Source organism: Acinetobacter sp. 778_lipA, assembly GCF_058242985.1.
In genome coordinates, this window is record NZ_JBZAYT010000001.1 from 2,870,991 (window position 1) to 2,891,558 (window position 20,568).

17 protein-coding genes and 1 riboswitch are annotated in these 20,568 nt (G+C 37.8%); of the genes, 3 read left to right on the plus strand and 14 right to left on the minus strand.

The window, feature by feature from the left end:
- Positions 1–2: 2 nt before the first annotated feature.
- The 3 genes from AC4CUY_RS13770 to AC4CUY_RS13780 all read right to left on the minus strand — a co-directional run bounded on the left by AC4CUY_RS13770 (position 3) and on the right by AC4CUY_RS13780 (position 2,968).
- Entirely contained in the window at positions 3–671 is a 669-nt protein-coding gene (locus AC4CUY_RS13770) for an urea amidolyase associated protein UAAP2 (RefSeq protein WP_490774274.1), read from the minus strand.
- An 11-nt stretch (positions 672–682) separates the two neighbouring features.
- On the minus strand, positions 683–1,438 hold the full coding sequence (locus tag AC4CUY_RS13775) for an urea amidolyase associated protein UAAP1 (RefSeq protein WP_336954054.1): 756 nt from the start codon (positions 1,436–1,438) through the stop codon (positions 683–685).
- A 30-nt stretch (positions 1,439–1,468) separates the two neighbouring features.
- Positions 1,469–1,570: riboswitch (guanidine-I (ykkC/yxkD leader) on the minus strand.
- Between the two features lie 483 nt (positions 1,571–2,053).
- On the minus strand, positions 2,054–2,968 hold the full coding sequence (locus AC4CUY_RS13780; protein WP_336954055.1) for a LysR family transcriptional regulator: 915 nt from the start codon (positions 2,966–2,968) through the stop codon (positions 2,054–2,056).
- Between the two features lie 377 nt (positions 2,969–3,345).
- Between AC4CUY_RS13780 and AC4CUY_RS13785 the strand changes: the two genes are divergently transcribed.
- Positions 3,346–4,008, plus strand: a complete 663-nt coding sequence (locus AC4CUY_RS13785; RefSeq protein ID WP_490774275.1) for an epoxyqueuosine reductase QueH — start codon at positions 3,346–3,348, stop codon at positions 4,006–4,008.
- A 22-nt stretch (positions 4,009–4,030) separates the two neighbouring features.
- On the opposite strand, the gene AC4CUY_RS13790 is transcribed toward AC4CUY_RS13785, so the two are convergent.
- The 3 genes from AC4CUY_RS13790 to AC4CUY_RS13800 all read right to left on the minus strand — a co-directional run bounded on the left by AC4CUY_RS13790 (position 4,031) and on the right by AC4CUY_RS13800 (position 8,892).
- On the minus strand, positions 4,031–5,419 hold the full coding sequence (locus AC4CUY_RS13790) for a methylenetetrahydrofolate reductase C-terminal domain-containing protein (RefSeq protein ID WP_336954057.1): 1,389 nt from the start codon (positions 5,417–5,419) through the stop codon (positions 4,031–4,033).
- 379 nt (positions 5,420–5,798) lie between these two features.
- Entirely contained in the window at positions 5,799–7,901 is a 2,103-nt protein-coding gene (locus AC4CUY_RS13795) for a TonB-dependent siderophore receptor (protein ID WP_336954058.1), read from the minus strand.
- A 211-nt stretch (positions 7,902–8,112) separates the two neighbouring features.
- Positions 8,113–8,892, minus strand: coding sequence for an AraC family transcriptional regulator (locus AC4CUY_RS13800; RefSeq protein WP_419327824.1), 780 nt, complete (start codon positions 8,890–8,892; stop codon positions 8,113–8,115).
- A gap of 96 nt (positions 8,893–8,988) precedes the next feature.
- Between AC4CUY_RS13800 and AC4CUY_RS13805 the strand changes: the two genes are divergently transcribed.
- Positions 8,989–9,807, plus strand: a complete 819-nt coding sequence (locus AC4CUY_RS13805; RefSeq protein WP_490774276.1) for a sulfite exporter TauE/SafE family protein — start codon at positions 8,989–8,991, stop codon at positions 9,805–9,807.
- A gap of 261 nt (positions 9,808–10,068) precedes the next feature.
- Here the strand turns inward: AC4CUY_RS13805 and AC4CUY_RS13810 are convergent, their stop codons facing one another.
- From AC4CUY_RS13810 to AC4CUY_RS13840, 7 genes are all read right to left on the minus strand, one after another.
- Positions 10,069–12,657: a TonB-dependent hemoglobin/transferrin/lactoferrin family receptor gene (locus AC4CUY_RS13810; RefSeq protein WP_490774277.1), complete on the minus strand. Its 2,589-nt coding sequence runs from the start codon at positions 12,655–12,657 to the stop codon at positions 10,069–10,071.
- Between the two features lie 184 nt (positions 12,658–12,841).
- Positions 12,842–13,438 (minus strand): fimbrial protein, encoded by a 597-nt coding sequence (locus tag AC4CUY_RS13815; RefSeq protein ID WP_483770831.1) that lies wholly within the window; start codon positions 13,436–13,438, stop codon positions 12,842–12,844.
- Positions 13,439–13,527: 89 nt separating this feature from the next.
- On the minus strand, positions 13,528–14,124 hold the full coding sequence (locus AC4CUY_RS13820) for a fimbrial protein (protein ID WP_336954062.1): 597 nt from the start codon (positions 14,122–14,124) through the stop codon (positions 13,528–13,530).
- Positions 14,125–14,210: 86 nt separating this feature from the next.
- Entirely contained in the window at positions 14,211–14,807 is a 597-nt protein-coding gene (locus AC4CUY_RS13825; protein WP_336954063.1) for a fimbrial protein, read from the minus strand.
- 88 nt (positions 14,808–14,895) lie between these two features.
- Positions 14,896–15,498, minus strand: coding sequence for a fimbrial protein (locus AC4CUY_RS13830; RefSeq protein WP_419360538.1), 603 nt, complete (start codon positions 15,496–15,498; stop codon positions 14,896–14,898).
- Positions 15,499–15,963: 465 nt separating this feature from the next.
- On the minus strand, positions 15,964–16,947 hold the full coding sequence (locus AC4CUY_RS13835) for a FecR family protein (RefSeq protein WP_490774278.1): 984 nt from the start codon (positions 16,945–16,947) through the stop codon (positions 15,964–15,966).
- Positions 16,937–17,485: a sigma-70 family RNA polymerase sigma factor gene (locus tag AC4CUY_RS13840; RefSeq protein ID WP_336954066.1), complete on the minus strand. Its 549-nt coding sequence runs from the start codon at positions 17,483–17,485 to the stop codon at positions 16,937–16,939. The genes AC4CUY_RS13835 and AC4CUY_RS13840 overlap by 11 nt, the downstream gene beginning before the upstream one ends.
- Positions 17,486–17,642: 157 nt before the next feature.
- Here AC4CUY_RS13840 and AC4CUY_RS13845 point away from each other — a divergent pair, with 157 nt between their 5' ends.
- Positions 17,643–18,251: a biliverdin-producing heme oxygenase gene (locus AC4CUY_RS13845; protein ID WP_336954068.1), complete on the plus strand. Its 609-nt coding sequence runs from the start codon at positions 17,643–17,645 to the stop codon at positions 18,249–18,251.
- Positions 18,252–18,984: 733 nt separating this feature from the next.
- Here the strand turns inward: AC4CUY_RS13845 and AC4CUY_RS13850 are convergent.
- On the minus strand, positions 18,985–20,370 hold the full coding sequence (locus tag AC4CUY_RS13850) for an MFS transporter (protein WP_336951485.1): 1,386 nt from the start codon (positions 20,368–20,370) through the stop codon (positions 18,985–18,987).
- Between the last annotated feature and the right edge of the window lie 198 nt (positions 20,371–20,568).

Genomic DNA, 20,568 nt, shown 5'->3' on the forward strand with positions numbered 1-20,568 from the left:
AATTATGCTCCCATACCATTATGTATCAGCAATTGAATTTTCGATGGGTTATAGCCATTACACGGATTATTTAATTGTGGGCAATTTGAAATCAGTACGATTAAATCCATCTCAGCTTGAATTTCTACATATTTACCAGCGGCAGAGATACCATCAGCAAAGGTTAAATGTCCGTCCGAGCTGACAGGCACATTCATAAAGAAATTAATATTGGGGCCGATGTGCCGAACGTTTAACTGATGTTTTTGTGCAATGGGATGTTTGGCTAATGCATACATAAAATTATTACGGCAACTGTGCATCGGATAGGTGTCATGTGCATAGCGAACCGTATTACTTTCACATGAACAAGCACCGCCTAAGGTGTCATGACGACCGCAGTTATCATCGACAATCACTGCAATTGGGCGGCCTAAATTACTGTATAAGGTTGTCCCTTTTTCAAGGTAAACATGCTGATTAATGGCCAAAGTATCTGTTGCGCTATAACGTTCTGCTGGGTTTTCTGCTGACATAAATAAGGTATCGACGGCTTGATTGCCTTCTAAATCAACAATACGGAAATATTGGCCTTTTTTTACTTCGCCCATCCATGCTTCACCCGCAGGACAAACTTCATTTAACAAGGCTTGATCTAAAATAGGTTTTTCGATTGACGTTAAAATGCTCATGATGATTGTCCTTAAATGCGTGTGTTATTAGATGAACTCAGCGCGTAATAACGCTGGTTATTGTCAAATGCACGTTGATTTTGCGGACATGAGTCTCGACAAATATCGTTTTCCGTTAAGGGCAATGCAGTAAAAAGTCTCATTTCTATATCAGCAGGGGAATATTGCGCTGAATGATCTAAGCCATGCGGTGCAGCCGATAAGAATACAAAGCAATCCATTTCAAAACGCAGCTCAATGAATTGCCCAGTATTGTCTGAGCGGATATAAGACAAAGCACCCACATCATCTGGGGTCACTTTTGAAAATAAATTCACTGTTGCGCTGAGATCAATTTGCCCAAGTGAATATTTACTCATTTCAACCAGCAAACCATCTAAACCATTTTGAATCATTTGATTTCGGGCATCTTGGAATGTCTTTATTCCAAAAGTAGCTTGGATTTGTTCTGGACGACTTGGACCACACAAAGCGTCATTCCAGCCATGATCATCATACATAATTGAGGCCATAACCCGTCCCAAATCGGAATACAACACATGACCTTGAGTTAAAAAAGCAGTATGTTGCCCTTTTAAACTATCTGGCATATTAAAACGCTCAAGTCGATCATGGGCATTCACACAAAATAAAGAGACATTGGCATCGGCAGATAAAGCTTTAAATTGAAGTACGCTTCCTTTGGGAATGCGACCTGACCAGTGATGTCCACCGGGTAATTTTTCAGACCAAATGACCTGTTGATCATGATAATTTGTCGTATGCATAGCCACTCCTGTTCGGATAGTTTATTGACTTCCTCCCGGGCTTTTATCCCTCCGTGTAGTTCTTTCGAACCGCGAACTCTCGGTCCAGACATACTCTTTTAGACAAGTATCGGAACCCTAGATCACTTTTTATAATTTTATTTGATGCAAAGGATGTGCCAATTTGGTATTACGATTTTAGGCTTTAGTAATACCAAATTTGTGCAATAAGAGTGCATTTCAGGGCATAGAAAGCAAAAATGAGTTATTAATGATCTAAAAAATGGCGATGTGCTAAATAAAAACCCGTTCTAAATTAAAACGGTCTCTAATTGAAAGCCATCTCTAATAAAATCCTTTTTAAAAAAACGTGTCATAGAAACAACACGGCGCAAAAATATTTAGGTTCGCCGATAGGTTGACTTAGGGTATGGCAAACCTTACGCTGCAAACAAAGCCAAGCTTTGTTTTGCTCATATTCTGCTTAAGAAGTTAATTCAGGGATATAGCGAAAACACCCGATAAAAAACACGCGCTCATTTAGGCCAAAACCAGCCTGAGTAAGCGCGTGTTAAAATGATTCATCGTATTCAGCAAGCAGGTGCTACAGGATGAATCATTAATTAATAATATATTTTAATAATACGTTGCTCTTTTTTTCGAGAATTTATCCAGTTGCTTAAGAAAACCATCAAAATAATCTTTTTCTTTTTCTTCTACACGATAACCTGCATATAAAGTTCTACGTAAACCTTCAGGCGCGACACAATCTAAACGGCGAGAAACCACCCAGCCCTTCTGCTCATATTCATTGACCACCCAATCAGGCAGTGCTGCGATACCATGACCACTTGCCACAAGTTGAATCAACATTTGAGTTAAATCTGTAGTTCGAATATGTTTTGGCTGAATATTGGCAGGAATAAATAATCTCGACATGATATCCAGTCGATGCTTATCCACTGGATAGGTCACCAAGGTTTCTTCAGCCAACTCTTGTACCGTAATTTGTTTCATTCGTGCTAAAGGATGCGTGATTGAGAGCACCAATCTCGATTCATATTCAAAAATTGGAAAATACTCTACCCCTTTTAGCGCAATTGGATCTGCTGTAATTAACAAATCAAATTCACCGGTTTGTAATAACTCATGCGGATTGGCTTCAAATCCTGAGGCAAAATCCAAATCTACATCTGGGTATTGCTGACGATACTGATTCAGCAACGGCATAAGCCAATCAAAACAACTGTGGCATTCAGAAGAGAAAACGATTCGTCCCGTTTGCCCATGCACAATACGGGTAATATCAGACTGGGCAATTTGCACTTGTGGTAAGATATCATCAGCAAGTTTCAGTAAGCGTTGACCAACATTAGAAAAACTCACAGGACGTGAGCGACGATTCACCACTTCGACACCAAACCATTGATCTAACTCTCGAAGCTGGTGTGATAAGGCAGAAGGTGTTAAACACAAATCTCCTGCTGCTGCAACCAATGAACCATGTTCACGTAAAGCAGTCAGTGTTTTTAGATGTCGAAGTTCTAACATTCCATCATTACCAAATTAATATGTTAAAGGTGATCTGGCTATAGCATAACGGATTGATGGCATTTATGTTTAATTATTTTCACTTAAATTTAAAATTTGTTATTTTTATTCATTTTTAAATGATACGTAAAACATGAGGATACTTTTACTCATCCATACAATTAAATCGCTCGATTTTTGGAATGAATAAATTGTACAGTTGCATACTTCATCTATACAGCTATATAAGTTTCTTTGTGAATGAACTAAATCTGGCTTTTTAAAATATCATCCTTAAAAACTTTCAGCTTAGACTGAAAACATTTCAGTGAATTCAAGCACCACAAGACGTTAAAACTTTTACAATAGAAGATTATTCATTTTTTATATTGTTTAACATGACTCTGGAACGCCAAAAGCTCACACTCCCCCAAGGCCACGACAAATTGTTGCTGCATTCATGTTGCGCGCCGTGCTCAGGTGAAGTCATGGAAAGCTTAATTGAATCAGGCATCAACTTTTCAATTTTTTTCTATAATCCGAATATTCATCCAGTCAAAGAATATTTAATTCGCAAAGAAGAAAATATTCGCTTTGCTGAGAAGCATAATATCCCATTTATTGACTGTGACTACGATACAGACAATTGGTTTGAACGTGCCAAAGGTATGGAAAATGAGCCTGAAAAAGGCATCCGCTGTACCATGTGTTTTGATATGCGTTTTGAGAGAACCGCACTCTACGCACACGAACATGGATTTAGTTTAATCAGCAGTTCATTGGGCATATCGCGTTGGAAAGATATGCAACAAATTAACGGCTGTGGAATCCGAGCTGCCGCACATTATCCACACATTGAATATTGGGATTATAACTGGCGTAAAAGTGGCGGTGCACATCGTATGATCGAAATCAGCAAACGTGAAGAATTTTACCAACAAGAATACTGTGGCTGTGTTTATTCACTGCGAGATACCAATCGCTGGCGTATGAAAAACGGTCGTGACCGAATCAAATTAGGTGAAAAGTTTTATACCAACGTGATGGACGAGGAAAATTAATTTATTCAGACTCGCCCCTTTATCACTGCTTCACATACCAGTTTTTCCAAGAGCTGGTTCCACGTACTTCTATCGGTACAGTTGGAATCAGCTGTTTTTTTAATATCTGAATTTGATCGACCTCTTCAGCCAATCGAGCTTTGACAGAGTGTATACACTCTCGATCCCCAAACTCACAACGGTCTAAATGTGTGCCACCGCATGGCCCATTTGCTAAACCTTTAGGGCAAGTTTCAGGGCAAATATATAAGGTTTCAGCCAGCCGACACTGACCACAGCTCTCACACCCGACAATAAAGTGCTTACTCAAATATTCCGCTTGTAATAGTAATTTTGCTGCAAGGGCTTTATTCCAAAAACCCGCACTAAAAATATAAGCACCCAGCCCTTTGACCAAACTAGAATTAAACATGGTACTGTGAATAGTATCTAAAAATTGATATTTCACTTTCTGATGCAAATTACTCAGCTTAGACTTTTCTACAGCAGCTGGGCGTAATTCATTGCCCGTTTTAAGCTGCCATAATTGAGTCCATAATTGTTCACATTGTTTAAGATCAAGATGTCGATACTGTTCAATATAACTAGTTAAAATCGTTTGCTCATCGGCTTTATGGCACGCAGAAAGATGCACACCAGCATAACCAATATGCTGACAAATCAAAATTTGTAAAGCACAACGTAAATAAGTATTTTCAGTTTGATCAGAATCATGTTCTTGAGCCAACACTTCAAGCATATGTGGTGTAATCACAATACCTGCAACATTATGTTTCAGCATAAATTTCGCTCGTGCTAAAGTCAGCGGCATCACACAAGCAAGAATTTTTTGTGTATAGTTTTCTTCAATTAAAAACTCATGTGCTTGTTTAAGTGCCACGAGGTCAAAGCCCAACTGGGTAATAATATAATCAGCGCCTGCTTGTAGTTTTTTATGTAATTTTAAATACTGCGCTTGTTTTTCTGCTTGGCTATATTTAAACGGATTCAAAGCAACGCCGATATGAAAGCCGCCCTGTTGTTTGGCAGCGATGACCGCATTCACCGATTCTAAATAGCGTGTTCGAGCGTGGCTACCTTGTCCATCATGATGTCGTTTTAACTTATCGCCAGTCAGTAACAATAAATTTTGCTGTCCGTGTTGTTTGGCTTGCACTAAAAAAAGATTGAAATCATGTATATCTCGACCTTTACCTGCATAATGTAATACTTTTTCAATCTGTTGCGGATAAGATTGTGCAGCGATTAAAGGCGCAATATCGTCATCTGAACGTACTCGATCTGACAAAGTCATACATACAGGAAAGCCCGCCAGTTGTGTTGCTACAGGCAATACCTCTTGCATCGAAGGTAAATATTCTACTAAACAGCAAAATTTGTTTTGAGCAAAGTATTGGGAAAGCTGAGACATAAAAAATTTAGATAAATACAGCAAAATAAATAGGCCTGAATTATAGAATGTTTTAAATCGAATTACTGTAAGCATAGAACGCTTTTCAAGCAGATCTCTGCATAATCGACATCATTCATTGCATCTTAATTTAAGCTTTTTTATCACTTCTCTATAGGAGCAATGGTTTTTATTACGATGGTAGAAATTAGACATAGTGTTGTTCTAAATTGAATATCTTAAGGTTTTCACTCGATTAGCCATTATTCTAATAAATCCGAGTATCTTTAATTCCAACTTTTTTATACTGAAAAAAGCGGGTATTGTTTCCAATACCCATAAAACTTAGGTCTGAGCATTAAATTCAAATAGTGAAAACAACATCTAAACTAAGCTACTGTTAATATTTAAATTTTACATTCAGACGAACCATCATAGGATCTCCCCAATTGACCAATTGTGCATTGGGTGTGGTCCCTGCCAGATACTCTCGATCAAATAAGTTTTTAATTGTTAAACCTGCGCCCCAATTCTTGGCTTCGTAACCCGCATTTACATCAAATAAGGTATAACTTGGTAAATAGACAAAATCCGTATTGCGCTGTGCTGTTCTAGAACCTTGATAACGAATTCCAGCACCGATGTTCCAACCTAATTTATCTGGGCTAAAATAATACTGGGTGGATAACGAACTGGCATTTTTAGCTACATGATTGGTCCGTTTGCCAATATCACTGGCAATCACACTTTCAGTGACTTTTGCTGTTGGGATATAGCTATAGGTTGCTGTGGCATTCCATTGATCGGTTAATGCCGCTGCGATTTCTGCTTCAAAACCTTTGGTAACTTGCTCACCTGTTTGGATTGAAAATTTTTGAGAGATATCTGTTTCAGTTACATTTTTACGGGTTAGATCATAATAGGCAATATAACCTTGTAGACGCTGATCCAGTGCTTGTAACTTAACCCCGACTTCGGTCTGTTTACCCTCTTCAGGATTCAGCAATTGACCATTTTCTCCAGCATCTGTTACAGGCATAAATGAGGTCGAATAACTGATATATGGTGCAAACATATCATTGATACGATACATCACAGATGCACTGCCCGTAAAAGCATTGTCAGAGTTTTTGCTGTTGCTATTTTTTAATACATCGTCAATTTCAACCTGAGTCCAATCATGTCGACCAGACAATCCGATAATCCAGTGGTCATCTACTTTAATTGTATTGCGTAGATAGAGACCCGTAAATTGGCTATAGGTCAATTGTTGTGTTGGCGTCCCCAATTTGGTACTGGTAATTCCATAGGCTGGATGGTCAGAATTAAAAGAATTGATGGTATCGTTTCTACGATAGTAATCACTGCGCTCTCGCATCATATCGATACCCACCATCACATCGTAATTGATCTTTCCAAAATCAAAATTACGTTGCAGGTTGCTGTCCAAGGTATAGTTGGTATCTTGCTTATCTTGATTATTTACAGCGCGTTTAATGATTGGCAGTGTGTTTGTACCTGATGCCAATATCGGATTGCCTTGGGTATCAGTTTTGGTAACCGCAAAGTTTTGTTTAAATACCCAATTATTGTCAAAGTAGTGCGCATAATTTGCACCAAGACGATAAACATCGATATCATAACCATGATCAGGTTCACCAAAGAATAGACTTGAAGGGTATTTTTTATAATCGCCTTTGCTATAAGGAATGCCCTGTTGACGGATGTATTCACGGTGTTGATAACTGGCAATGACGGATAAATCATCTTTATCGCCTAGATCAAAATTGTAAGATGGAGCAATATATTGATTTTTAAAATAAACATGGTCAGTCGGGTCATCTTGATCAGAGACCCGTCCTACAATACGAAAAGCGCCTTTTGCACGATTGTCAGGGGCATAATTTAGGTCAAATGTACCTTCTTTTAAAGCATAGCTTCCATAACTTAATGTGCCTTTGTAAGCGGTTTCTGCTTGTGGTCGTTTGGTGGTTAAATTGACTAAGCCCCCTGGCAGCGCCAAACCAAAACCAACTGAGGTTGGCCCTTTGACCACTTCAATAGACTCCAAGCCTGAAATATCTTCCGCTCGTAAAACATTATCCGATGCTTGGATACGCAACCCATCAATATAAGTTTGTGAACTGGATATTTGTCCACGAATAATAAAGTCATCCCAGCCTCTTCGTCCATATTGACCAGAGGTCACGCCTGCCACACCTTCTAAAGCTTCTGCTACTGTTTTTGCTTGCTTTTGTTCAATTTGCTGATTGGTGATCGCACTAATCGACTGAGCTGTTTCAAATAAAGGTGCTTTAGATCGCAATACCGCGCTTGCTGTTTTTGCTGCATAGGCTTTTTTATCACTGTCTGCTTGTACGGTAATCGTTGGCAATTTATTGCTTACAGCATTTTGCGTTATCTCTGATTCTGACTCAGCATGAGCGGTGGATAGCATGATGGCAAAAACTGAAAATGCGAGGGAGGATTTATTAAACTGCATTAAACAATGACCTAAAAACTTGAAGAATAATTATAATCATTTTCATTTATATTTATCACTATTTTTTACACTTTCCTTTCACTGATATATGTTTGAAAAGCAACATGCTTTAAATAAAACGTGTTTTTTCTAATGATTCGACTGTATCAATCAGGTCACTGATAAGTTAGGCTTATTTTTATAACGTTCAGTCAAAAATCAAAAATACAGTTTATCTAGATGTTTTATTTTGCAGATGCCCCATATATTGAGTCGGGCTTAAACCTAGAACTCGGTGAAACATGGTGGTGAATGCAGCAGGATTTTTAAAGCCAAAATCATAAGCAATTTTCTGGATCGGCTGATTTTGGAGCAATTTTTCAAGACTTAACAGTACACAAGCATGTTGTCGCCATTTTGAAAAAGACATCCCGACTTCACTTTTAAACAGCCGACTAAAATGCCGTTCGCTGATATAAAGTTGTATCGCAATTTCTTCAGGTGATAAATGAATATTTGGCTGCTTTAAGAACTTTTGGCAAATTTCTAACATGGCTTTATCTTCTGGTAAAGGTAAATGCAGTTCAATTGTTTCAGAAATTTCCAGCTCGGTTAAAATCAATTCTTGAATCAGCTCATCATGTCTTGAAAGCGGTTCATTTAACTCTGGTGCTTTTAAAAGTAATTGTCTAAGCAAAGGCGAAATTGACAGAACTTCACAGCATTCAATCTGCCTAGGGACGTATTCAGGAAGGATATACAAACTACAGGTTTTAACATTAAACAAAGTCAGTTGATGCGGAACTTGTGGTGGAATCCAAACTGCCCTTTCTGGTGGAATGATCCAGTTTCCTTGTGGTGTTTCAACATGCATCATGCCCTGAGCTGCATAGAGTAATTGTGCTCGTTTATGGCTGTGCATCTTCAACACATAATAATCAGCATACTGCGTTTCTATCGCAATCATTTTATGTTTTAAATGCTCAACGCTATGAATCGAGATTTGTTTCATATCTCTGTCTGATTTGAGTAATTAAATGCGGAATATAACAAATTTTATTGATTGGGAAATCCTTAAACTGGTATTTATTTTCAAAGATCTATGCTTATGGAACTCTATCTTATTTTATTGGTTGCAGGATTTGTCAGTGGCATACTCACCATATTATTTGGTTTTGCTGGGGGCTTTGTGGTGGTTCCCTTGGTTTATTCGACAATCCGTATGCAATATCCAATTCATTCTACCGCCTATGATTTAGCTTTTAAAAGTGCTGTTGCCACCTCATTGTTATTGATGGTGATCAACTCAGGATTGGCAAGCTATCAGCAATATAAACAGCGAAAAATACACACGCAGTACTTATTCCCCATTGCTTATTGGATTGCTGCTGGTGCAATTTTAGGCACTTTGATCGCCCTGAATACTTCATCACATCTGTTAAAATGGGCTTTTGCACTCTATTTGTGTTTTACAATTTTTGATTGTCTGATTCGTCAATTCAGACAGCCCCACTCAAATGCTCAAACAGTAAGATTACTCACCAAAACAGAGCAAGGCTTAGGCGGAATATTCATCGGTGGGATAGCTGCTGCTTTGGGTGTCGGAGGCAGTGTGATGACTGTTCCCCTGTTCCGTCGTTGTGGTTTGGATATGTCTTCATCGGTTGCCCTTGCCAATCCTTTGAGTATGCCAGTTGCGCTTGCAGGTTGCTTCACCTTGATCATTGGACAATTCATTCAACCCCAACATTTAGGCATGCATTTTATTGGTTATTTTTATTACCCTGCTTTAATTGCGTTGATTATAGGGGGCTTTTTAGGCATGAAACTTTCGATAAAGTGGATAGGGAAATTGTCTAATCAGCTGCATGAACGTGGTTATATCCTATTACTCACGCTGGTTTTGATCAGTATTTTATTTCAATAACCAAGACTGGCAGCTTAAAGACTTAATGCTTACCTGTTAACAATCCAACTGAAAACCAAGCCATATATCGTTTTAACACTGCAACTGTTAAATTTGATAGATGTTGCAATCGAACGCCTCGTGCTAAAAATTATATGATTTTAGAGATTTAAATTTATGCTGATGAGTTAATTAAAAAAAGCGAAAAGTGAATTTAATGGTTAAATTAAATTTACTTTTCGCCATGTCATTCTTTCATTTCGTATGGTTGGTGCAGGTACATTAGAATTTCTGAGAAATACTTACCTTATAATCTCGACCTGTACCTGTCATATATTCACCCAAATACATTTTGTAATCACGATTAAATAAATTATCAATCGAGAAATTCAGCGTAGGCCCTTTTGCACCGATTGGCTGCCAGTCTGCATAAACACTATGTAGTGAATAGCCTTTGGTTTTAGGTAATGAAAATGAAGATGCCGCAATTGACTTATCATTGTCAGAAAGGCTTCGGTCTTGCGCAGCTACAAATATCCCTCTCCAGCCCATAGTTAAGTAATGTTCAGGCACATTTACCCCTAAAGTCGCCGTGGCTTTTTTCGGTGGGATATTGGTCATCCATGTTTTTTGATCAAACCATGGATTTACCGGGGAATTATCACGTTGCCCGCGAATATAGGAATAAGTTAAACCTGCGAACCAAGTTGGCTGGTTATAAAAGGCTTCGGCTTCATAGGCTTTGATGGTGTAATCAGTCACATTACGATAAAAACCATGATCATAGTTGCCTTTACAATCCGCTACGCTACCCGAGCCATTGTTGGCATTGTTTTCTGCTTGTGCTCGACAGAATGTTGAACGATTACGAAATATCTCATCACTACCCCGATTATGATGATAAGTTAAACGAACTTGCAGATGATCTTCATTGCTAAACACATCATCAAAATTCATCTCATTTCCGATACGAATCGCCAACATTTTTTCAGGCAGTAGATAACGACTAGTCGAGGGAACAGTGGTCGCTGCGGATTGCACATAATATTGTTCATCAACACGAGGCGCACGCCAAGTTTTACTCACATTTGCAAACCAAGTCATATAGTCCGCCTGTTTCCAAGACATCGCTAAACGTGGAGACCAGCCAGTATAAGTTTTACTAGAATAATCATGTCCAGCAGTTGGATCATTAAATCGTGATGCACGATTTGGCTTGCCGTTATTTTCGATATGATCATAGCGTAGCGATGGTGTAATGACGAAATTATTAATCTGATATTGATCTTCAACAAATGCACTGAGCATTTGTTGATCGCCAGCAGGCATATAGTTCGGTTCGTAATAACCAAAATTATAATCTGGCTTTTTGCCATTGTTCTTGTCATATATCAGCGAATTTTGTTCCATTTTCTGATATTGCGCGCCAACTTTTAATTTATGCGTCCCCAAATTTGTTGGAATGTCGCTGATATTATTTATTTTCAATGCAGTATTGGTATAAGTCACCCAACTTTCGTTGCCTAACAGTGCCGCTGAACCGTTTACACTTGGCAAGCGTTGATCATGCTGATAAGTCTTTGAATAGGATGCGACCGCTTTTAAATTTAGATATGGATTAGCGTCAGGGTTGAACTCATAACTTGCTGAGTAACTGGTATCTTCTTGATCACGGTCCACCAAACGGCGCTTCCAAGCCTCTTCATAGCCATATTTGGCAATATCTGCTTCAGTTGGTACTGCATCCTGATCACGCATAGCAGCAAAAGGTTCCCAGCCCTCATGCCCACTTTGCATCGCATTTAAAGAAATTTTATGACCATCTGCTGGATAAAAATTCAGTTTGGCTAAATAGGTTTCTTGCTCTTGCCCAGAATATAAAAACTGACTGCCATCTGGGCGCTTTACATTTCCACTATCGCGATTGGTATAGTAAAACAGACCATCGACCAATCCATTCTCTGCTTTACCATATACTGCACCAGTATAAGTATTTTGGCTGTTATTGGAAAAACGTGAATATTTTAAAAATGCACCAATATTTTTATCAGCGTCCAGTAGATCAGTGGCATCTTTGGTTTCAAGTGTGACCTTACCGCCAAAACCGCCATTTCCGACTTCAACATTATGCGGTCCTTTATCCACCGTGATTTTCTTTAAAATTTCTGGCTCAATAAAGACTGAACCCTGTCGATATTTGTCAAACGTTTTAACAGAATCGTCTAAGGTAATGGGAACATCTGCTACACCACCCATCCCCAAAATATTAATCGTTTGCCCCCCCGGGCGTGGAGATCCGGCTGAACCAACACTGGGCATATGATCCAGTAATTGTGCAACATTATTTGCCTGATAACGATCAATCGCCTTTTGATTCAGTACGCTTTGGCCAAATTGTATAGTGTCTTTTTTTATGGCTTCTACCACAATCGGTGTCATCTGATAAATTTGGTTTTCATCAGTACGGGCATTTGAACTTGTTGTTTTTCCTGTTGTTGTATTCGCTGTATTAACTACTGGGATTTGTACAGTAACGGGCTTTTCAACTAACAGATAACCTGCTGAGGTTTTTTGAATCTGAAATGGCGTATTTTGCACCAATAACGCAAAAAACTGGTCTAAGCTATATTTACCCTGAATCGTCTTCACCCGATAACGATTAGTTTTTTCTGGATCTAATAATAAAGATACGTTGGCTTGCTGTGCCAAACTATTTAAAGCTTGGGTAAGTGAACCGCTTTGCACTTGATAAAAAGTTACTGGTAAAGTGTTATTTGCATGCGTTTGCATACTCATTGCACCCATAGAAAGTGCGATTGCAACAGCCAAAGCAACAGGCTTTATTACTGTCTGATATAAAGATTGAGACATTCTTTACTCACCCAAGGTTAAATGATAATCATTAACTTCATTCAGTTAAAATAATCTGTGTTTTCATGCGTTCTAAGTTATATGACGAAGCAGACAGAAAAAAACCGCAATGAACTGCAGTTTTATTTAATTTTCTCAATCTGCAACAAACAAACTATTCCCTGTTGAAACCATCAGACGAAAATTAATTATAGTGCAATGTATAATTTACTCTCGCTGTGACATCCTGAGCATCGACAATCCCTGTTTTGGAAAAATAGCTTACTCGAAAACCTACTCGGGCGACATTACTAGTCCCATAAACAATACTTCTTGCTTGGGTATCCCAAGGCGCAGAAAGATCAACAATATTCCAGCCACCTGGAGTACTTATTTGAATAAAAACAGGGTGTTTAACAGAAGCACCTGTGGCTTTATTGATCAACAAAGTCTTATCCGATTCATCTAAGTCAGTTGCTGAAATTGGACTGAGATGAATACCTTTAAAGGCTATATTTTGTGCCACATCACAGTAATCACCCAAGCCATTTACTAAGTCCAGAAAAATGTTTGTGGTCCCTTGTATCGTATTTGTAGGGGTAAAGCTTGAATTAGGCACAGCGGCCATCGGAATCATTATATTCTTCATGCCAGTTCCTGGATGAATTTTAGTAGGTCGTAAAGTACATGTTCCATCAGTCACAGCACCATTCACTGTAATTTTTCCATCTACAGCAAACACATGACTACTTGCCAAAAGTAAAGCCCAAATAGCCAATGTAGGTAGAGTAAGTTTCTTCATTGAATTCACCTTACGAAGTTTTAATTATTTTTTAATTGGCTTAATCAACAACAAACATATTGTTCCCAATTGAAACCATCAGACAAAAATTAATTATAGTGCAATGTATAATTTACTCTCGCTGTGACATTCTGAGCATCGACAATCCCTGTTTTGGAAATATAGTTGACTTGATAACTTACGTGGACGGCCTGACTATGGCCATAAACAGCGTTTCTTCCCTGAGTATTCCAGGGCTGAGAAAGATTCACAGGTACATTGCCACCCGAAACACTTAATTGAATAAAAACAGGGTTTTTAACAGAAGCACCTGTGGCTTTATTGATCAACAAAGTCTTATCCGATTCATCTAAGTCAGTTGCTGAAATTGGACTGAGATGAATACCTTTAAAGGCTATATTTTGTGCCTCATCACAGTAATCACCCGCACCATTTACTAAGTCCAGAAAAATATTTGTGCGCCCTTGTAACGTATTTGTAGCAGTAAAGCTTGATTTAGGCACAGCGGCCATCGGAATAATTATATTCTTCATGCCAGTTCCTGGATGAATTTTAGTAGGTCGTAAAGTACATGTTCCATCAGTCACAGCACCATTCACTGTAATTTTTCCATCTACAGCAAACACATGACTACTTGCCAAAAGTAAAGCCCACATAGCCAATGTAGGTAGAGTAAATTTCTTCATTGAATTCACCTTACGAAGTTGTATTATTTTTAACTGCTTTATCAACAACAAACATACTGTTCCCTGTTGAAACCATCAGACAAAAATTAATTATAATGAATGTTATAATTTACAGTCGCTGTGACACTTTGAGCATCGACAATCCCAGTCTTGGAAACATACGTAACAAGATAATTTATAATTGTATCTTGCTGCGGAATAGGCGTGGTTGCTGGAGAGTACGCCTGAGTTCCCCAAGGTGCAGAAAGGTCGACAGCTGCTCCCTGCCAAGTGGTTAGTCGAATAAATATAGGATTTGTAGCAGAGGCGCCTATAGCTTGATTGACCAATAAGGTCTTATCCGTTTCATCTAAGTCTGTTGCTGAAATTGCACTGAGATGGATACCTTTAAAAGCTTTAGTTGTTGCTGCATCACATTTACCACCCGCAGAATTTGTTAACTTTGCAAAAAAATATGCACCAGCTTGCTGTGGGGTACTGGGAGCAAACCCAGATTTAGGTACATCTTGTAAGTGCATTGTTAGATCTTTCTTACCACTTGCCATTACATTGTAAGCTTGTAATGTACAGGTTTGGTCAACCACGACACCATTCACTGTAATTTTTCCATCTACAGCAAACACATGACCACTTACCAAAAGTAAAGCCCAAATAGCCAACGGGGGTAGAGTAAGTTTCTTCATTGAATTAACCTTACGAAGTTATAATTATTTTTAACTGGCTTAATCAACAACAAACATATTGTTCCCTGTTGAAATCATCAGACAAAAATTAATTATAGTGAATGTTATAATTTACAGTCGCTGTGACATTTTGAGCATCGACAATTCCAGTTTTAGAAACATACTCAACTTGATAACTTACGAAAGAGAAATCTTCCTTATCGCCATAAATCATACTTTTTGCCTGAACTCCCCACGGTGCAGTAAAATCCACAACATTTCTATGATCCGCGAACATTTGAATAAAAACAGGATTTTTAACAGAAGCACCGCTTGCACCTGTAGCTTTATTGACCAATAAAGTCTTATCCATTGCATCCAAGTCAGTTGCAGAAATTGGAGTGAGATGGATACCCTTAAAGGATTTATTATGTGCCACATCACAGTACGCGCCCGTACCATTTACCAAGAACAGAAAAAAATTTGTGGAGCCTTGACTTGTATTTGTAGGTGTAAAGCTTGATTTAGTGATAGCCTTCAACGGAATAATAATATCCTTAATGCCAGATCCCACACCAAGTTGAGGTTGGATCGTACACGTTCCGTCAGTCACAGCACCATTTACCGTAATTTTCCCGTTGACAGCAAACACACTATTACTTCCCAAACTTAAAGTCCAAACACTCAATATGGGGAGAATAAGTCTCTTCATAGAATTAACCTCATGAAGTTTAAAACAATATTACTTTATCCAAATTACAAAAAAATAAACCCCACATAAACAAACACATTTAAATATATACACCCCTGCTTCCATTTATTTAAATTGCCTATTTATTTTAAAATCTGTTTATTTTAAGCATAAACTTGTTTTAAAATCCAGCTATTCAAAATTTATTTTTATTTTAAATTTCAACCAATTTTAAAAAAACCACCACCCCCACAACAATATATTCTCACCACAATATCTCCCAAGTTAAATTTTTATCATGCACATACATTAAAAAAATAAATAAATTATTTTAATTGTTTTTATTCAATATCTTAAAAATTAAATTAATAAAGTTATAATCAATATTGTATTTTAAAACAGAATTTAATGATCTAAAAATATAACCAAACATAAATAAATTATTTTAAAAAAAATCTATTAAATTAGGCTAAAATAACATTTTTGTTATTTTGAAGTAATATAAATCACATAATTACCAAGTTTAGTAATTTTAATTGGATAATGACTAACCAATAAACGCAGGGTTTGATCTAAATCCTGTTGCGCATTAATCACACCACTGACTTTATAATCTTTTAAAGTAGAGTGATTAAAAATTAAATATTGATGATGATAACGACTTAAGTTTGTGAGTAAATCAGGCAAAGGAAGTTGATCTGCCAATATCTGATGCTTATCCCAAGCAAACTCTGTCGATGCAATATCAAGTTTAGATATTGGACTCAAACCAAGTGGATTAGCGGTAATTTTTTCACCCTGCTTGACTACTTTTGATTGATGATCCTTGCCCAAGGAACGAGTTTCAACTTTAGAATGCAGCATATTTACCACGCTGCTGTTTGAGTATTGATAAACGATAAATCGAGTACCGAGCGCTTTAAAATCTGCTTGAGGTGTATGAATGATTAACGGTCGTTGAGGGTCTTTGGCAACATCAATATACATGTCCCCTTGAACTAAATTGATTTGTCGTTTTTCAGAACTAAAATCTAGTTTAATTGCAGATTTTGCACCTAAAGTCACTTTGGAACCATCTTGCAAGGTGATTGAATGTATTTGGCCAACTTCAGTTTTAAAATCAGCAGTATGGTACGACAGCATCGTTGAATCACTGGCTAAATAGATTACACCGCCTACCCCTACAAAGAACAGCAAGGTTTTACTCAGCATTTGTAAAATATGTTTTTTACTTTGCTGGCTGAGTTTCATTGAATTTCGAACATTTTGGCTAGATATGCCATGTGTTGTTGAAAATTGCTGCATCGTTTGTGAGAAACTAAGCATTTGATCGAGTTGATCATGATGTTCAGGGTACTTGTTTCTCCACGCTTCAAACTCGATTTGAGCTTGTTGACGTTCATGTAAATTATCGGTATTTAAACGAACAATCCATAAAGCCATCTCTTTTTGTAGTTGTTTAGCGTTCATCTTGCTCTAGCTCAAGCAGATTGTTTTTCGCCTCATAACATAACTGTAAACAGTCAGCTAAATATAGCTGTGTCGTGCGTAAAGATTTACCAATCTCAGTCGCAATTTCACTCTGACTATAACCTTCAAAGTAATACATAATAAAAGCTTTTCGAGTCAGTGCTGTCGTACCCTGCAAAGCAACAGTGAGAAAATCTAAGATGAGTACTGCTTCTTCAATTTGATTTGAAGATAATAAAATATCCTGATCATCAGCATGCTGTTTTAGGGTTTCTAAATAATTCTGCTCTAAAATATAACGACGATGTTTATCAATAAGTAAGTGTTTAGCAACATTCACCAAATATGCACGCGGTTCTTGAATAGAAAAAAGCTGTTGAGTTTGTAGCAATTTTACAAAAGTATCTTGAACCAAATCCGCTGCAGTAAAGGGATAGCGGACTCGCGAGTTCAACCAGTGTCTCAACCAATCATGATGATCCAAATACATGTCTTGCAATATCTGCTGCCGTGAGGGTGTGGGGAGAATTGGAACCATAAAATTAAATTTAAAAACCCTAAACAATAATAATTATCGTTTACATTCCATGATTTGTAAATGCTCTCTGAAGGAACTTTTTTTGTAAGGTCTTTTGCATGTTTTTCTCCTTCCATTCGTCATCTCTTATATACCGCCTTTTAAATCAGAGAATGGAATGAATCAAGCACTGATCAATGAACCAAACGCTCAGCAACAACTTAGTTTGTCAATGCGTCTAAAATTACAAACTGCAGATGAGCATGAAAGAATGCATAAGCTGATGGCACAAGCAGATGTATTTTCAAGTTTAGAAAAATATGCTTTATTCACATTGTCTCAGTATTATTTTCAATTAGAAATCGAACATTTATTTCAACAAGATCAAGTAGCTTCATATATAACTGATATTGATATTCGTGGTCGCTCTGCTCAGGCTTTACTCGATCTGCAAGATTTAGGTATTCAGCCTCAAGGTCAAACTTTAGAAAGCTTAAATGTGACTTTCCCTGCTGCCCTAGGTTGGATTTACGTTTCAGAAGGATCAACATTGGGAGCTGCATTTTTATTTAAACAAGCTCAGCAACATTTAGGGCTCAGTGCGGAAAAAGGCGCTCGCAATTTGTCTGCTTATCCTGAAGGGCGAGCTAAGGTTTGGAAACGATTTGTTCAAGCTCTAGATCAAGCTCGACTTAGCCCAAGCCAGAAAGATGAAGTTATTCAAGGTGCGCTTGATGCATTTGAATATTTTGGCAATGCATTAATCAATTTAGAGCAACTTCATTAGTTCTGTTGCAGAACAGTGAATTGATCTGATGGTAGAAGCTTGTACAGCCACCTATTACAGTGAAAAGTTTAAATTTGATTGGCATAAACAATAGATCTTTCATAAATAAAAATATGATTATATGGCGTGAATCGTATTGGTATTGAAAGTCCCTTCTCCCTTCGAGAGAAGGCTAGGATGAGGGGCTTTTATCTTGATTTACGGTTTTAAAAGGACTAATGAAAGAAGCCTAATGTCTCACTCTTGTACTGTCTCATCCTTACGCTACAAAAAAGTCATGCTTTGTTCTTGCTTATGTTGAGCAAGGGGTACGTCCTATACGCCCACGATATCTACACCATGTAGAATTCAATGACGCAAAGGTGCTTGCACAGCCCTATATTACAGTGAGAAGTTTAAATTTAATTAGCGAAGGCGATGCCTCACTTTTCAGAGATGAAAAGATGACAAAAATCTTCCGTTTAACAGGGCTCTTGCGCTGCAAACAAAGCAGTGCTTTATTTTTGCTCATATACCCCCGCCCAACAGCGACATCCATGTCGCCATGCGATAGCTACACCATCTAGGATTCAATGAAGAAAAGGTACTTACACTGCCCAACCTAGGTTGCAAAGTTTTAGCTCATTGGTGTAAACAATAGATCTTTCATAAATCAAATGATTGAATTAAAGAATATTAATTAGGAGAAATTATATTCTTGTGTATGAGTTTTTTGACAGGTTAACTATATCAACTATTTCGCTTGTTTTTGGCTATACAGCATAACCAAAATAGACAATAGAAATAGTCCCCCCATCAACATAACAGTAACATGAAAAGCCATCAGTTCAGCAGATTCTAGGCTATTGCCTTGCTGTTGAGAAAAAGCCGTCATAAAAGTCATCGTCGTACCCAATACTGCAATTCCGAGTGTCATTCCAAGTTGGCGTAGGGTATTTAAGATTGCTGCCGCAAAATTTGCATCTTGAACTTGCACACTTCCCATAATCAATGTACTTGAACCTGGCACGATCAGTCCCATCCCGATTCCCATCAGTCCACCACATAAGACAAATAGCAGCAAAGATGAATCGAGTTGAAAACTCATCATGGCCAACAACGCAACGCCTGCAATTGCCAAGCCCAGTATCAATAAGCTTGCCACTGTAAATCGTTGATGTAATTTGGCAAAGGCTATTGAAACAAATGCTTGAGTTAAAAACTGTGGTGCAATCAACCAGCCAGTCTGTGCTGCACTCAACTCGATCTGATTTTGATAAAATAAAGCAAATATAAATAACGAACTATATCCTGCAAAACCCAAGATAAATGAAATTGCGTTATAAGCTAAAAAATGTTTGTTCTTAAATAAATGATTGGGGATCAAGGGATGAACTGTATGTTTTTGCTGCCATGCAAATGCCATACTCGCCACACCAAACAAAACAATACTCAGCATCAACCAATGCTTTAAATAGTCGTGTTGTAGGGCAATAATACTATAGGTTAATGTGACAATGGCAACAGCGCTATATAACAAACCAAGATAATCAAACGGTAGAGATTGAGATTTCTGGTCTGGGTCAATTCCCTTATATCCCAAGTAAATCGTCACAACCCCAACTGGAAGGTTAAGCCAGAATATGCTTTGCCAACCAAAATGATGCACCATCAAACCACCGATTAGCGGGCCAACAATCAATGAAAAAGCACTAAAAGAACTCCAGCGACCAATTTCACGTGCTTTGTCTTGTGGTTGATGAAAATGATGTACCAAAATCGCCAAAGCCAGAGGGATTAAAACTGCGCCAGCCACCCCTTGAATCATACGGCCAATGATCAACAAACTAAAATTGCTTGCCATTGCACAAATCATTGAACCCACTATAAAAATGATGACACCCAACAGCCATAATTTTTTACGCCCTAAACGCTGGCTTAATGCCCCCACTGCTAACATCAAACTCGATAGGCTTAAAGCATAACTATCAATTACCCACTGTAGATCAGCCATATCGCTATCAAATTCTTTTTGAATGCTTCCAAGTGCCAGATTGACACTACTTAAATCCACCAAACAAAGAAATGTGCTGATATAGAGCGCTAAAATGAGATAAATCGGTTGGCGAGATGCGTTCATACATCACCTAAGACAGATAAATGAGAATCATTATACTATATACTGACCGACCGTCAGTCAATTGAAAAGCACCGAAAAATAAACACCTCATTTTGGTAGACATGACTCAACTATCTTTTTGAAGATCACCAACGAGATATAACTAAATGACTTGCTCTTAGATCACATAATCATTTTTTATCTAAAATATAAGCTGAA